Origin of the sequence: Streptomyces sp. NBC_00872, from assembly GCF_045161915.1 — a bacterium.
GTDB lineage: Bacteria > Actinomycetota > Actinomycetes > Streptomycetales > Streptomycetaceae > Streptomyces.
Map to the genome: position 1 here is coordinate 2,346,325 of NZ_CP108806.1, position 13,703 is coordinate 2,360,027.

Annotated in this window: 8 protein-coding genes; 1 reads left to right on the forward strand and 7 read right to left on the reverse strand. The window is 69.4% G+C overall.

The window, feature by feature from the left end; translation table 11 throughout:
* Nucleotides 1–6: 6 nt before the first annotated feature.
* The gene (locus tag OG214_RS10000) at nt 7–1,179 is read right to left on the reverse strand and encodes a citrate synthase (RefSeq protein WP_405984547.1); all 1,173 of its coding nucleotides are present in this window, start codon (nt 1,177–1,179) and stop codon (nt 7–9) included.
* A 158-nt stretch (nt 1,180–1,337) separates the two neighbouring features.
* On the opposite strand from OG214_RS10000, the gene OG214_RS10005 reads away from it, so the two are divergent.
* Nucleotides 1,338–2,618: a citrate synthase gene (locus tag OG214_RS10005; RefSeq protein WP_405984548.1), complete on the forward strand. Its 1,281-nt coding sequence runs from the start codon at nt 1,338–1,340 to the stop codon at nt 2,616–2,618.
* A 386-nt stretch (nt 2,619–3,004) separates the two neighbouring features.
* Here the strand turns inward: OG214_RS10005 and OG214_RS10010 are convergent, their stop codons facing one another.
* The 6 genes from OG214_RS10010 to OG214_RS10035 all read right to left on the reverse strand — a co-directional run bounded on the left by OG214_RS10010 (nt 3,005) and on the right by OG214_RS10035 (nt 13,702).
* Nucleotides 3,005–4,621, reverse strand: coding sequence for a glycoside hydrolase family 13 protein (locus OG214_RS10010; RefSeq protein WP_363080871.1), 1,617 nt, complete (start codon nt 4,619–4,621; stop codon nt 3,005–3,007).
* Between the two features lie 52 nt (nt 4,622–4,673).
* Nucleotides 4,674–5,624 (reverse strand): carbohydrate ABC transporter permease, encoded by a 951-nt coding sequence (locus OG214_RS10015; protein ID WP_363080872.1) that lies wholly within the window; start codon nt 5,622–5,624, stop codon nt 4,674–4,676.
* Nucleotides 5,625–5,639: 15 nt separating this feature from the next.
* On the reverse strand, nt 5,640–6,596 hold the full coding sequence (locus OG214_RS10020; protein WP_363080873.1) for a sugar ABC transporter permease: 957 nt from the start codon (nt 6,594–6,596) through the stop codon (nt 5,640–5,642).
* 13 nt (nt 6,597–6,609) lie between these two features.
* The gene (locus OG214_RS10025) at nt 6,610–7,959 is read right to left on the reverse strand and encodes an ABC transporter substrate-binding protein (protein ID WP_405984549.1); all 1,350 of its coding nucleotides are present in this window, start codon (nt 7,957–7,959) and stop codon (nt 6,610–6,612) included.
* 287 nt (nt 7,960–8,246) lie between these two features.
* Entirely contained in the window at nt 8,247–9,284 is a 1,038-nt protein-coding gene (locus OG214_RS10030) for a LacI family DNA-binding transcriptional regulator (protein WP_405984550.1), read from the reverse strand.
* Nucleotides 9,285–9,412: 128 nt separating this feature from the next.
* A complete protein-coding gene (locus tag OG214_RS10035) occupies nt 9,413–13,702 on the reverse strand; it encodes a discoidin domain-containing protein (RefSeq protein WP_405984551.1) in 4,290 nt (1,429 codons plus the stop codon).
* Between the last annotated feature and the right edge of the window lies 1 nt (nt 13,703).

Below are 13,703 nucleotides of genomic sequence, written 5' to 3' on the forward strand. Positions count from 1 at the left end.
TCCCGCTCAGCAGGCCGGGACCGGCTGGGGCGGGGGCGGTCCCGCGTAACGGGCCGCCGGGCGGATGATCTTGGAGTCCTCCGCCTGCTCCAGGATATTGGCGCTCCAGCCGACGACCCGGGCGGCGGCGAAGGTCGGTGTGAACATCTCGCGCGGCAGTCCGCACAGCTCCATGACCACGCCCGCGTAGAACTCCACATTGGTGTGCAGCTCACGGCCCGGCTTCAGCTCGGCGAGAATCGCCTCCACCCTCGCCTCGACCTGGACGGCGAAGCGGACCAGCGGGCCGCCGAACTCCTCGGCGATCCCGCGCAGCATGCGTGAGCGCGGATCCTCGGTGCGGTAGACGGGATGCCCGAACCCCATGATCCGGTCCCCGGCCAGGACCCGCTCCCTGATCCAGGGGTCGATACGGTCCACGGTCCCGATGGCGTCGAGCGTGTCGAGGGCCCGGCTCGGCGCCCCGCCGTGGAGCGGCCCCGAGAGCGCCCCGACCGCGCCCGCCAGACAGGCGGCCAGATCGGCCCCGGTGGAGGCGATCACCCGGGCGGTGAAGGTGGAGGCGTTGAAACCGTGGTCGATGGTGGAGATCAGATACCGCTCGACCGCCCGCGCCCGCGCCGGGTCCGGTTCCGTACCGGTCAGCATGTGGAGATAGTTGGCGGCGTACGGGAGATCCTCGCGCGGCGCGACCGGCTCCAGTCCCCGGCCGAGCCGGTACAGCGCGGTCAGCATGGTCGGTACGGCGGCGCAGGCCGCGAGCGCGTCCGTACGGCGGCGGCCGGCGCCGATGTCGTACAGCGGCCTGAGCCCGGCCGAGGCGCCGAAGAGGGAGAGCGCCGTCCGCAGCCCGGCGAGCGGGCCCGACCGCGCGGAGGAGCGGGCGATGACGGGCAGGGCCGCCGCGACATCCTCGGGCAGCCGGCGCAGGGCGGCGGTGCGCTCCATGAACGCGGCCCGGCCTGCGGCGTCCGGCAGTTCTCCGTGGAACATCAGATGCCATACGTCCTCGAAGCCGCGGCTCCGTGCCAGCTCGACGGCGGAGTACTGGCGGTAGTGGTAGAAGCCCTCGCTTCCTCTGACATCCCCGAGCGCGGTGTCGGTGACGACGACGCCCGCGAGTCCGCGCGGTACGCCGGGGGCGGCCGTGTTGGTGCCGTGGGTCCCGTTGGTCGACACATTTCCTCCCAAACCTGGCAAGCCGCCAAGTCTCGCGGCTCGACTTCCTGAACTCCTGAACTTGATGCGACTGTCCATGCTTGACTCAATCACTGTCAACATTGATTCAATCAATGTATGTACGGTGTGGCCCTGGAGGCGTGGACATGGATGAGGGCATGGATGAGGGACAGCGGCTGACCACCCGGGAGGCGGCCGAGCGGCTCGGGGTGAAGCCGGAGACGGTGTACGCCTATGTCAGCCGGGGCCAGCTCACGAGCCGGCGCGATCCCCGGGGCCGTGGCAGCACCTTCGACGCCGAGGAGGTCGACGCGCTCGCCCGCAGGGGTGGACGCGAGCCCTCAGCGGGCGGCGACGCCTTCCAGCGGATCCGTACCGGCATCACCCTGATCGACACGGACCGGTACTACTTCCGGGGCGTGGACGCGACGGAGCTGGCACGGCGGTTCCGTTACGAGGAGATCGCCGAGTGGCTCTGGACGGGCACCCTGCGGGAGGGCATCGGGTTCGACGCGCCCGCGGCCCTTCTCGTCGCCGCGCGGCGGGCGATCGGGGCCCTGCCCGCGCACAGCGGGTCCACGGACCGGCTGCGCGTGGCCGCGGTCGCGGCGGCGGTGGCCGATCCGCTGCGTTTCGACCTCTCCCGGGACGCGGTGCTGACCACCGCCCGCGCGCTGATCCCCACCCTGGTCGACGCGCTGCCGGAGGTCGAGGAGCCGTCGCGCGGTACCGGTCGGCCGGTCGATCGCGTCGATCGCGACGGCGACGACGACGGCTCGCTCGCCCGGCGGCTCTGGTCCAGACTGACCGCGCGGCCGGCCGGCGAACCGGGCGTACGCGCCCTCGACATGGCGCTGTCCCTGCTCATCGACCACGATCTGGCGGCCTCGACGCTCGCCGTCCGGGTCGCCGCCTCGGCCCGCGCGCATCCCTACGCCGTGGTCTCGGCGGGGCTGGGCGCGCTGGAGGGACCGTTGCACGGCTCGGCGAGCGGTCTCGCCCACCGGATGCTCACCGAGGTCCTGGAGCGCGGCAGCGCCGCCGCGGTGGTGGCGGACCATCTACGGGCGGGCCGCCCGGTGCCGGGTCTCGGCCACCGGCTCTACCCGGGCCGGGACCCACGCGCCGAGGCGCTGTTCACCGTACTGCGGGAGGTGCCGGGGGCCGGTCCCGTACTGACGGCGGCGCGGGAGGTGGAGGCGACCACCGCGCGCCACGCGCCCCCGCACGCCAATGTCGACCTCGCGCTCGCGGTGCTCTCGGTGACCGCCGGGATGCCGGCCGAGGCGGGCGAGACGGTCTTCGCCGTGGCCCGTACGGCGGGCTGGATCGCGCACGCGCTGGAGGAGTACGGGGAACAGCCGCTGCGGCTGCGCCCGAACGGCCAGTACAACGGCCCCCGTCCGCCCGGTGACCTGCCCGGAGCGGGGAGGCTCTGAGCGGACGGATCCCGGACGGACGGGAGACCGAGCGAAAGGTCCGTCGCCGGCCCGCCCGGCCGGGCGACGGCGACCGCGACACACGGCCCGGCCGACCACAGGTCCCGTTGCGGTCGGCCGGGCGCGGACCCGGAGCCCGGCGCGGACGCCGGTCCCGGGCAGGAGTGGGCCCTCGCCCAAGAGCGGGACCGGGACCCGGTGTGCCGGCCCGGCCGGCCGCGGGTCCCGACCGCGGGCCGACCGGGCGCGGGCCGACCGGGCGCGGGCCGACCGGGCGCGGGCCGACCGACCGCGGGCCGACCGGGCAGCCGACCGGGCGCGGGCCCCCGTTCGACGCGGGCGCCGCTCCGGGCGACGCCGGTCCCGAACGCGGGCGCCGGTCCCCGTCAGCCCTGTAGCCAGGCCGCCGTGTCCTGGGGCAGGCGGCCGTTGCCGTCCAGCGGGCCGCTGAGGAGCAGAACGCCGGTGTGGGCCGGGAGTTCCGCCGCCTCGTCGCCGAAGTTGACGACGCAGATCAGCCCGTCCGTACGGGTGAAGGCCAGCACCCCGGGAGCCGCCTCCAGCCAGCTCATCGGTCCGTCCCCGAAGCCCGGTACGGTACGGCGCAGCCGCAGGGCCTCGCGGTACAGCGTGAGCATCGAGCCGGGGTCGCCCGACTGGAGATCGGCCGCGTACGAGGACCACGACTCCGGCTGCGGAAGCCAGGGTTCGTTCTCCGAGCCGAAGCCCGCGTACGGCGCGTCGGCCGTCCACGGCAGCGGCACCCGGCACCCGTCGCGTCCCGGATCCGTACCGCCGGAGCGGAAGTGCATCGGGTCCTGGATCCGGTCGAGCGGGATCTCCACCTCGGGCAGCCCCAGCTCCTCGCCCTGGTAGAGATAGACGGCGCCGGGGAGCGCCAGGGAGAGCAGCGCCGCGGCGCGGGCCCGCCGCGTACCCAGCTCCGTGTCGGTCGGGGTCCCGAACTCCTTGGCCGCGAAGTCGAAGCCGCTGGCCTCACGCCCGTACCGGGTGACCGTACGGGTCACATCGTGGTTGCAGAGCACCCAGGTGGCGGGGGCGCCCACCGGCGCGTGCTCGGCGACCGTCGTGTCGATCGCCGAGCGCAGCAGGTCCGCGTCCCAAGGACAGGCGAGGAAGGTGAAGTTGAACGCGGTGTGCAGTTCGTCGGGGCGCAGATACCGTACGAAGCGCTCGGTGTCGGGCAGCCACACCTCCCCGACGAAGATCGCGTCGTACTCGTCGGCGATGGCACGCCAGGACCGGTAGATGTCGTGCAGTTCGTCCCGGTCGACGAAGGGATGCGGGTCACGGCCGATGGTGAAGTCCGGCAGGGCCGGGTCCTTGGCGAGCAGCGCGGCCGAGTCGATCCGTACGCCCGCGACGCCCCGCTCGAACCAGAAGCGCAGGACGTCCTCGTGCTCCTGACGTACCGCGGGATGCGCCCAGTTGAGGTCGGGCTGCTGGGTCGCGAAGAGATGCAGATACCACTCCCCGTCGTCGAGCCGGGTCCAGGGCGTGCCGCCGAACTCGGAGATCCAGTCGTTGGGCGGGATCTCGCCGTTCTCGCCGCGTCCCGTCCTGAAGTGGAACAGGTCGCGCTCGGGGCTGCCGGAGCCCGCCGCCACCGCCGCCTTGAACCAGGCGTGCTGGTCGGAGACATGGTTGGGCACGACATCGATGATCGTACGGATACCCCGCTCACGCGCCTCGGCGATGAGCTTCTCGGCCTCCGCGAGGGTGCCGAACGCCGGGTCGATGGTGCGGTAGTCCGCGACGTCGTAGCCGCCGTCGGCGAGCGGGGACAGATACCACGGGGTGAACCAGAGGGCGTCCACGCCCAGTTCCACGAGATACGGCAGCCTGGCCCGTACGCCCGCGAGATCACCGGTGCCGTCACCGTCACCGTCGGCGAAGCTGCGTACGTAGACCTGGTAGATGGCGGCGTTCCGCCACCAGTTCTTGTCGGCGGGCTCCAGAGGGGCAGGGGAGGGCTGTCTCACAGTGCGAAGCCTTCTGCGTCGAGGTGAGGGGGGTGGGCCGGCGCGGGGCTGGTCAGCCCTTGGTACTGCCGGCGCTGATGCCGGCGATGATGTGCCGCTGGAACACCAGGAACATCAGGACCATCGGAATACTGGCGATCACCATGGCGGCGATCAGCACCGAGAGCGGGATGTTCTGGGAGAGCTGGACGAGCGCCACGCTGATGGGCTGCTTGTCGGTGTCCGAGAAGACCATCAGGGGCCAGAGGAAGTCCTGCCAGACGGCCACCAGCGCGAAGATGGACACCACGCCGAGCACCGGTCGGGACATGGGCAGCAGGATCGACCAGAGCGTACGGAGCTTTCCGGCGCCGTCGATCTCCGCCGCCTCCAGCACATCGCGCGGGATCTGGTCGAAGAACCGCTTGAGGAGATAGAGGTTGAAGGCGTTGGCGACGGCCGGGAGCCAGATGCCGAGCGGATCGTTGAGCAGACTGGTGTGGATCAGCGGCAGATCGGCGATGGTCAGGTACTTCGGTACGAGCAGAGCCTGGGCCGGGACCATCAGGGTGGCCAGGATGCCGCCCAGGATGATCTTCCCGAACGCGGGCTTCAGCTTGGACAGCGCGTAGGCCGCCGCCGTACAGAAGACGAGCTGGAGGATCCAGGCACCGGCGGCCTGCACCACCGTGTTCCACAGATGCGTCGGGAGCTGCATCAGATCCCAGGCATCGGTGTACGCGGTGACGGAGAAGGACTCCGGGACCAGTGTCGGCGGCGTCTGGACCAGCTCGTCGGGGGACTTCATGGCGCCCGAGGCCATCCAGTACACCGGGAACAGGAAGGCCAGGACGAAGGCGAGGACGACCCCGCCGAAGACGGTCCAGTAGAGGGTCTTGCCGCGGGTGCTGGCCAGCGCGAGCGGCGAGACGAGGGTCCGTACGGACGGGCCTCGCGTCTTGCGCCGGGTGGCCTCTTCGGGCGCGGGGGGTGCCTGCCGGGGAGGCGGCGCGATCTGGGTCATGGCGCTGCGCTCCTCTCAGTCGTCGGTGCGGGTGAGCCGCAGATAGAGGGCGGAGAAGAGACTGAGCACGATGAGCAGCATCACGCTCAGGGCGCAGGCCCCGCCGAAGTCGTTGTAGAGGAAGGCGTACTTGTAGATCAGATAGAGGATGGTGACCGTGGAGTTCTCCGGACCGCCGCCGGTGATCACGAAGGGCTCCGTGAACACCTGCATCGTCGCGATGATCTGGAGCAGCATCAGCATCAGGATGATGAAGCGCGTCTGCGGGATGGTCACATGCCTCACCCGCTGCCAGATGTTGGCGCCGTCCAGCTCCGCCGCCTCGTAGAGCTCCCCCGGGATCCCCTGGAGCGCGGCGAGGTAGATGAGGACCGTGCCGCCCATGTTCGCCCAGGTGGCGACGATGACCAGGGACAGCAGCGCGGTGTCCGCGCCGTTGGTCCAGTTCGAGGTGGGCAGATGGAGGAAGCGCAGTGCCTCGTTGGCGAGACCGGCGCCCGGATCGTAGAACCACTTCCACAGCAGGGCGCTGACCACCGGCGGGATCATCACCGGGAGATAGACGACCACGCGGAAGAACGATTTCGCGTGGCGCAGCTCGTTGAGGACGAGCGCCATCACGAACGGCACCGCGAAGCCGATGAGCAGGGCGATCAGGGTGAAGGTGAGGGTGTTGCGCCAGGCCGCCCCGAACTCCGGGTCATGGAAGACCTGGGTGAAGTTGTCGGTCCCGACCCACTCGGGGGCGGATCCGGGGGTGTACTTCTGGAAGGCGATGATCACCGCGCGGATCGCCGGGTACCAGGAGAACAGCGCGAAGCAGAGCAGGCCGCCGATCAGGAAGCCGTAGGCGCGGACCTGGTGGGAGAGCCGGCGCGCGAGCGGGCTCGCGGACCGGCGGCCCGCCGGGCGCGGCCCCGGGGTGGCGGGCGGCGCGGCGGCGGACCGGTGGGGGGCCTGGACAGTCTTCATCGGTGCGTCAGCCTCAGCCTCGGGACAGGATTCCGTCGATCTTGGACTGCGCGTCCTTCAGGAGTCCGTCGATGTCGGCGTCCTTCTTGGTGAGGACCGAGGAGACCGCTCCGTCGAGGACCGAGTAGATCTGCTGGGCCTTCGGCGGCTCCAGCTTCGCGGTGAGCTGCTGGCTGCCGTCGAGGAAGGCCTGGTAGTTCTCCACCGGCACGTTGGCGTACTGCTTCTTCAGCTCCTGGTCCTTGGCGTCCGTCGCGCCCGTCCACAGCCGGGGCTCGGGGAGGCCGACCGGGGCCTTCAGATCGGACGCGCGCTTCCAGTTGTTGAGGCCGGTGCCCGGGGCGTTCGTCTGGTACTCCAGCCACTTCAGGCCGGCCTTGATCTGCTCGGGGGAGGCCTTCTTGCTGAACATGTAGCCGTCGCCGCCGATGAGCGTGCCCTTGCCGCCGGGCATCGGGGCGAGCGCGAGGTCCTCGTACTTGCCGCCCTTCTCCTTGACCAGGATCGGGATGTTGTCCGGGGCGGAGATGTACATGCCGAGCTTGCCGGAGCCCATCATCTGCTGGACGTCGTTGAGGATCAGGAGCTGCTTGGTGCCCATGGAGTTGTCGGTCCAGCGCATGTCCTTCAGCGTCTGGAGGACGGCCTTGCCGGCCGGGCTGTCGACGCTCGCCGACTTGCCGTCGGGGCTGACGACATCGCCGCCCTGCGAGTACATCTCCGCGGTGAAGTGCCAGCCGCCCTGGTTCTGCGCGCTGTAGTCGGCGTATCCCACGTAGCCCTTGCCCAGCTCCGCGATCTTCTTGGCGGCGACGCGGACCTCTTCCCAGGTGGCCGGGGGCTTGGTGGGGTCGAGGCCGGCCTGCTCGAAGAGCTTCTTGTTGTAGAGGAGGCCCATCGAGTAGTTGGTGCGCGGAATGCCGTAGACCTTGCCGTCGACGGTGTAGACGTCGCGCAGCGACTGCTGGATGTCGCTGTAGCCCTTCATGTCCTGCACATAGGACGTGATGTCGGCGGCCTGGTTGATGTCGACGACGTGCTTGGCGTCCGTGAAGTACGTGTAGAAGACGTCTTCCATCTGACCGCCGGCGAGCTTGGCGTCGAAGGTCTTGGGGTCCTGGCACGGGAAGGCGTCGCGTCCGACGACGTCGATGGTCGGGTTCGCCTTCTCGAACGCCTTCATGTCGTCCTCGAAGCTCTGCCGGTCGATCTTGGCGCTCTTCGGAGGCATGCAGTTGACGGTGATACGCGTCTTGCCCCCCGCGGTGTCCTCACTGTCCGAGCCGCACGCGGCCAGTCCAGTCAGGGCGAGCGCGGAGGCTATGGCTGCGGTACAGGTACGGCGGAACCCGGAACTTCTCATCGGTGGGACCCCTCTTGCGGCAGGAGCGTGGCAAACCCACAGCTTCATCGCTGTGTGGCGGCGCTCACTCAACCACTAACTACGGATGACCGCAATATGTCGCCCCGATTTCGCAAATACTTGACAGTGAGCTGCATGTGGCGATTTCATCCCGAGCGGGCCCTCCCACACAACGGGACCTGCGCGGACGCCGACGGGGACGTGCGCAAACGCCGACGGGGCCCAACAAGTGGGCCCCGTCCGGGTGTTGTCCTACCGGTCCGCCCGAGGCGGGTCCGGGTGGCCGCTCAGGCGTCGGCGGACGCCTCCGCGGGTGTCTGGCGGGGCGCCTGCGCGGTGGAGCCCCGTACCACCAGCTCCGGCTCGAACAGCAGCTCTCCGGGGGGTACGGCACCGCCCTGGATCTGGGCGTTCAGCATCTCGACGGCCGCCCTGCCCATGGCCTCGATGGGCTGGCGCACGGTGGTCAGCGGCGGCTCGGTGCAGTTCATGAAGGCGGAGTCGTCGAAGCCGACGACCGACACCTCGCGCGGTACGTCGAGACCGCGCCGGCGTGCGGCCCGTACCGCCCCCAGGGCCAGCGGATCGCTGGCGCAGATGATTCCGGTGACCCCCCGGTCCAGCAGGCGCGAGGCCGCCGCCTGGCCGCCCTCCAGGGAGAACATGGTCCGCTCGATGTACGCGTCGGGAAGCTGCGCCTTGGCGGCCCGCGACGCCGCGAGCGCGGCGGCGAGCTTGCGCCGGGACGGCACATGGTCGGACGGGCCGAGCACCAGGCCGATGCGCTCGTGGCCGAGCGAGGCGAGATGGCGCCAGGCCTGCTCCACGGCGACGGCGTCGTCGCAGGAGATACAGGGGAAGTCGAGGTTCTCGATCGGCGCGTTGATCAGGACGACCGGAATCTTGCGCTCGGCGAGCTGCCGGTAGTGGTCGTGCGGGGCGTCCGCCTGCGCGAACAGCCCGCCCGCGAAGACCACCCCCGAGACCTGCTGCTGGAGCAGCAGCTCCACATAGTCCGCCTCGGAGACCCCGCCCTTGGTCTGGGTGCAGAGCACGGGTGTGAGGCCCTGCTGGGCCAGCGCTCCGCCGATCACCTCGGCGAACGCGGGGAAGATAGGATTCTGCAGTTCCGGCAGCACCAGACCGACGAGCCGGGCCCGCTCCCCGCGAAGCTGCGTCGGCCGCTCGTAGCCGAGAACGTCCAGCGCGGTCAGCACCGACTGCCGCGTGGCCTGCGAAACTCCGGGCTTGCCGTTGAGCACCCGGCTGACCGTGGCCTCGCTGACCCCAACCTTCTTCGCCACCTGAGCAAGTCGTCGCGTCATACACGCAAGACTATCGCAAGAGATGCAAGCTACTTGCTTATGAGCGTAAAGAGGGTGGCAGGCGCGGTGCCGGCCGGACGGATCCGGCCGACACCACGCCTTCGATCCTCTACGGATTGATACGGCTTCTACGGGTTGATGATGATCCTGAAGCCGGGTGTCGTGTTCCTCACGTCCACGGCGTTGTTGTTGAGCCTCAGACGGTTGAAGGTGACCTCACCGACAGCCGGTCCCTGGCCCGCCTCCGGCAGCTCGTTCGCCCACAGTCCGAAGCCGGACTTGGCGTCGAAGGCGTCCCCGCTCTTGAGAGCGCCCGTGATCGAGATGTCGTTGAGGATGGTGTCCTTGATCGGGAACTGCGGCTGACCGCCCACATAGTTGGTCTGGAACATGATGCCGCTGTAGGTCGGATCGACGATGTCGACATTGTTGATCCGGATCCCCTGGAACACCTTCGAGGCGGAGAACAGCCAGATTCCCGGGAAGGTCTGGCTGCCCCAGAAGTGACCGCCGGACCGGACGATCGACACGTTCTCGATCGTCGTGGGTTCGGTCCCGAAGCCGTTCATCGCGTAGCCGAAGTCCAGCGAGCTGACCGTGATGCCCGAGTAGACCAGGGTGTCCGCGATATGGATGTTGCGGAAGGTGTTGCGGTAGCCGCCGTAGACGGCGAGGCCCGCGGCCCGCCACACCAGCGTCGCCGAGAGGTTCTCGTAGACGTTGTTGAACATGTCCGCGCCGCCCGCGTCGATCGCCGAGAAGAGCGCGAAGGCGTCGTCGCCGGTGGCCCGCGCGTCATTGTTGACGACGTGGTTGTCCGTCGAGCCGTTGGTCATGTTGATGCCGTCGGCGAACGTGTTGCGGATCCGGGAGTTGCTGATGGTGATCCGGTCGGCGTTGGCGCCCCAGTAGAGGCAGACGGTGTGCTCGTTCCAGATGTTGTCGATCGTGATGTCCGACACATTGGACAGGTCGAAGACCTTGCCGGGCCCGTCGATACGCGAGGTGTAGTTGCCGAAGAAGGCGAAGTTCGCGAAGGACGAGCCCTTCGCCGCCGCCTCCACCCGGAAGCCCGCGTCCGTGTTGTCCTGGGTCGACGGGGCGAAGAACCGGGAGAACCAGGGACCCGCGCCGACCACCTTGACCGGCTTGCCGTAGACCTGGAACTTGCTCGACGTCTGGTAGTCACCGGCCGGCAGATAGACACCGACGAGCGTGCCGGTGGTGTCCATGCGCACCCGGTCCAGCGCGTTCTGCACATCCTGGTGCGTGAATCCGGCCGGCACGGTGTAGGTGGCCGGGTCCGGGTTCGCGACCGCGGTGGCCTGCTCCAGGTTGATGAAGTCGATCGCGTACGTGTGCGCGTTGCCCGTGTCCTTCTGGAGACGGATCTTGCTGCCCGCGGGAACGGTCCTGCCCAGCAGGACATTGGCCTCGTCATAGATGTGGCGGGGCCCGCCGGCACCGGGAGAGTTCCCAGGACCGGTCTCGTTGCCGTACAGCCACGCGTACTTCGAGGTGAGGTCGATGGCCTTGAGGAAGGTGCCGTCGACATAGATGTTCAGACTGGAGTTGATCCCGCCACCGCCGGCCGCGTCCGGGATGGAGAACCGGGTGACCAGCGTGTTCGTGCTGGCCCTGGTGGTGAACTCGACGTAGTTGCCGGTGTTGTTGAGGGTGACGGCCTTACGGCCGGACGCCTCGCCCGCGACATCGCCGACGGTCCGGTTGGGACCGACGACCTGGGCGCCACCGCCCGCCACACCGTCCTCCGCCTCGTACATGTCGTACGGCATATTGGCGCCGCGACCGACGAAGAGGGGCTGCGAGCTGGTGTTGTTCACGCGCTTGACCGGCAGTTCGTTGGCGTCGTCGGCGAGGACCACCTTCACCGTGTACGAGCCATTGGCGGCCGTCCAGGTGCCGAGGCCGACCGCGGCCGAGGTGGCGCCCGCGGCGATGGTGCCGTTGTAGGTGCCCGTCAGGGTCCTGACCGTGGCACCCGTCGAGTTCAGCACCGTCAGCGTGATGCCATGGGCGCCGGCCGCCGAGGCCACCGTGCCCTGGTTCTTGATCGCCACCGAGAAGGAGACGGTGTCACCGGCCGCGGGACTGGACGGGGACGTGGAGACGGCGGAGGCGATCAGGTCCGAGCTGGCGACCGGCCGCACCACCAGCGGGCTCGCGCCCGTGAAGGTGTTGTTGGTCTCGTTCTGCTCGATGATCTGGTTGGCCGGGTCCGCGACAGCGCTGAGCTGGTACGAACCGGCGTCACGCGCGCCGATGTCCGCGGTGACCGTGGCGGAGGCCCCGGCCGCGAGCGCGCCCACGGAACCGGTGCCGACCTTGGTGCCGCCAAGGCGGAACTCGACCGAACCGGCCGGGGAGGCGATCGCTCCGGCGTTGCGTACGGTCGCCGACAGGGTGATCGGGTCGGACTCGACCGGCGAGGCCGGGGACGCGCTCAGCCCGGTGACCGTGAGGTCCGGGTTGGGCGCCGCGTTGCCGATCACCTGGAACTCCGCCACCTGGCCCGCACCGGAACCGGTGTTGGAGGTGAACCGGAGCTGGACATCGGCGACCCGCGCGCTGACCGGAATGGTCACGAGGTTGCCGCTCGCCGGGGAGAAGGCGTAGTCCCTGGCGGCCACCAGGCTGGTGAAGCCGGTGGCGTTCTGCTCACGTCCCAGCACCTGGATGTTCTGGGTACGCGGGCCCCAGCTGCTGTCCGGGTTGAGCTTGACCACGACGTTCTCGGTGTCGGCGTTGGCGCCCAGCTTCACGGTGAGGGTGTTGGGGTAGCTGCCGCCCGCGCCCTCCCAGTAGGTGGTGACGCTGTTGTCGTTGGCGTTCTCCGCGACAAAGGTGAAGACCGAGGAGGACGCGGTGATCGGCTTGCCGATGGCGAGGTTCGAGCCCGTCGGGCCCGGCGTGCCGTTCCTGGTCACCAGGTTGCTGTTGCCCGAGACATTCCCGGCCGCGTCCTTGGCCCGCACGTAGTACGAGACCGTCGTACCGGCCGGCTGGCTGTCGGTGTACGTCGTGACATTGCCCGCGACGCTGGTCCGCAGGACGTTGTTCGCGTAGATGTCGTAACCCGTGACGCCCCTGTTGTCCGTCGACGCGCCCCACGTCAGCCTGATCTGGCCGGAGGACGGCTCGGTGAAGGCGAGGTTGGCGGGGATGGTCGGCGCCTGGGTGTCACCGGTGTCCCCCTGCCGGGTGACCGTGTTGCTGTTGCCCGAGACATTCCCGGCCGCGTCCTTGGCCCGTACGTAGTACGAGACCGTCGTACCGGCCGGCTGGGTGTCCGTGAAGGTCGTGACATTGCCCGCGACGCTGGTCCGCAGCTCGTTGTTGGCGTAGATGTCGTAGCCCGTGACACCCGTGTCGTCGGTCGACGGGCGCCAGGCCAGCCTGATCTGACCGGTGGCCGGCTCGGTGTAGGTCAGCTCGGTGGGAGCGGTGGGGGCCTGGGTGTCACCGGTCTCGGGGCCGTAGATCTCCAGCTCGGAGAGCTGCCCGCCGGGCTGCCCGGTGTTCGCCGTGATCAGCACCCGGACATAGCGTGTGCTGGTGGCGTCGAAGGAGATCGTCACCGTCTGCGCGCCCGCGGGGCTGAAGGTGTACGCCTTCGAGGCCGTCAGGTCCGAGAAGGTCGAGTTGTTGGCGCTGCCCTGGATCTTCAGGGTCTGGTCCCTGGCGCCCCAGCCGTCGGGCAGGCGCAGCACCACCTGGTTGACGCCGACGGAGGAGCCGAGGTCGGCCTGGATCCACTGCGGGAAGGCGTTGTTCCTGCTCTCCCAGTAGGTGGCCTTGTTGCCGTCGTTGGCGTTGCCCGGCCCGTAGACCTCGGTGAAGCTGCTGGAGGTCAGCGTCTTGCCGGCGGCCAGATTCACCGAGGCCGCCGCCGCGGCACGCACCTCCAGCTCGGCGAGCTGGGCCTTCTTCCCGGCCGTGTTGGCGGTGAAGTTCGCCCGCACGAACCGCGCCTTGGTGGCGGGGAAGGCCACGGTCACCTTGTTGCCCTGGCCCTTGCTGAAGCTGTACGTGGCCGAGCTCTTCAGCGTGGCGAAGCTGGTCCCGTCGGCGCTCCCCTGGAGGGACAGGGTCTGCTTACGGCTCTCCCACCCTGCGGGAAGCTTCAGCACCACCTGGTCGACGCGCTTGCTGGAGCCCAGGTCCGACTGCACCCACTGGGAGCCCTTGCCGTTGCCCTCCCAGTACGTCGACTGGTTCCCGTCCGTCACATTGCGGGCCTCGGTGTCGCCCGTACTGGCACTCGTCGCCGCGGTCCGCCCCGCGGCGATGTTAGGACCGTCGGCCGCGGCAGCGGTCAACGACGGCCAGCCCATCATCAAAAGACTGGTGGCTATGGCGGTGGAGAGAACCCGCCATCTCCGGCGTAGCGATCTCATG

Excerpts from the sequence above, each read along its gene's own strand:
- OG214_RS10015 (WP_363080872.1), bottom strand. The coding sequence starts at position 5,624 with ATGACCCAGATCGCGCCGCCTCCCCGGCAGGCACCCCCCGCGCCCGAA.
- OG214_RS10035 (WP_405984551.1), bottom strand. The coding sequence starts at position 13,702 with ATGAGATCGCTACGCCGGAGATGGCGGGTTCTCTCCACCGCCATAGCC.
- OG214_RS10025 (WP_405984549.1), bottom strand. The coding sequence starts at position 7,959 with ATGAGAAGTTCCGGGTTCCGCCGTACCTGTACCGCAGCCATAGCCTCC.
- OG214_RS10005 (WP_405984548.1), top strand. The coding sequence starts at position 1,338 with ATGGATGAGGGACAGCGGCTGACCACCCGGGAGGCGGCCGAGCGGCTC.
- OG214_RS10020 (WP_363080873.1), bottom strand. The coding sequence starts at position 6,596 with ATGAAGACTGTCCAGGCCCCCCACCGGTCCGCCGCCGCGCCGCCCGCC.
- OG214_RS10030 (WP_405984550.1), bottom strand. The coding sequence starts at position 9,284 with ATGACGCGACGACTTGCTCAGGTGGCGAAGAAGGTTGGGGTCAGCGAG.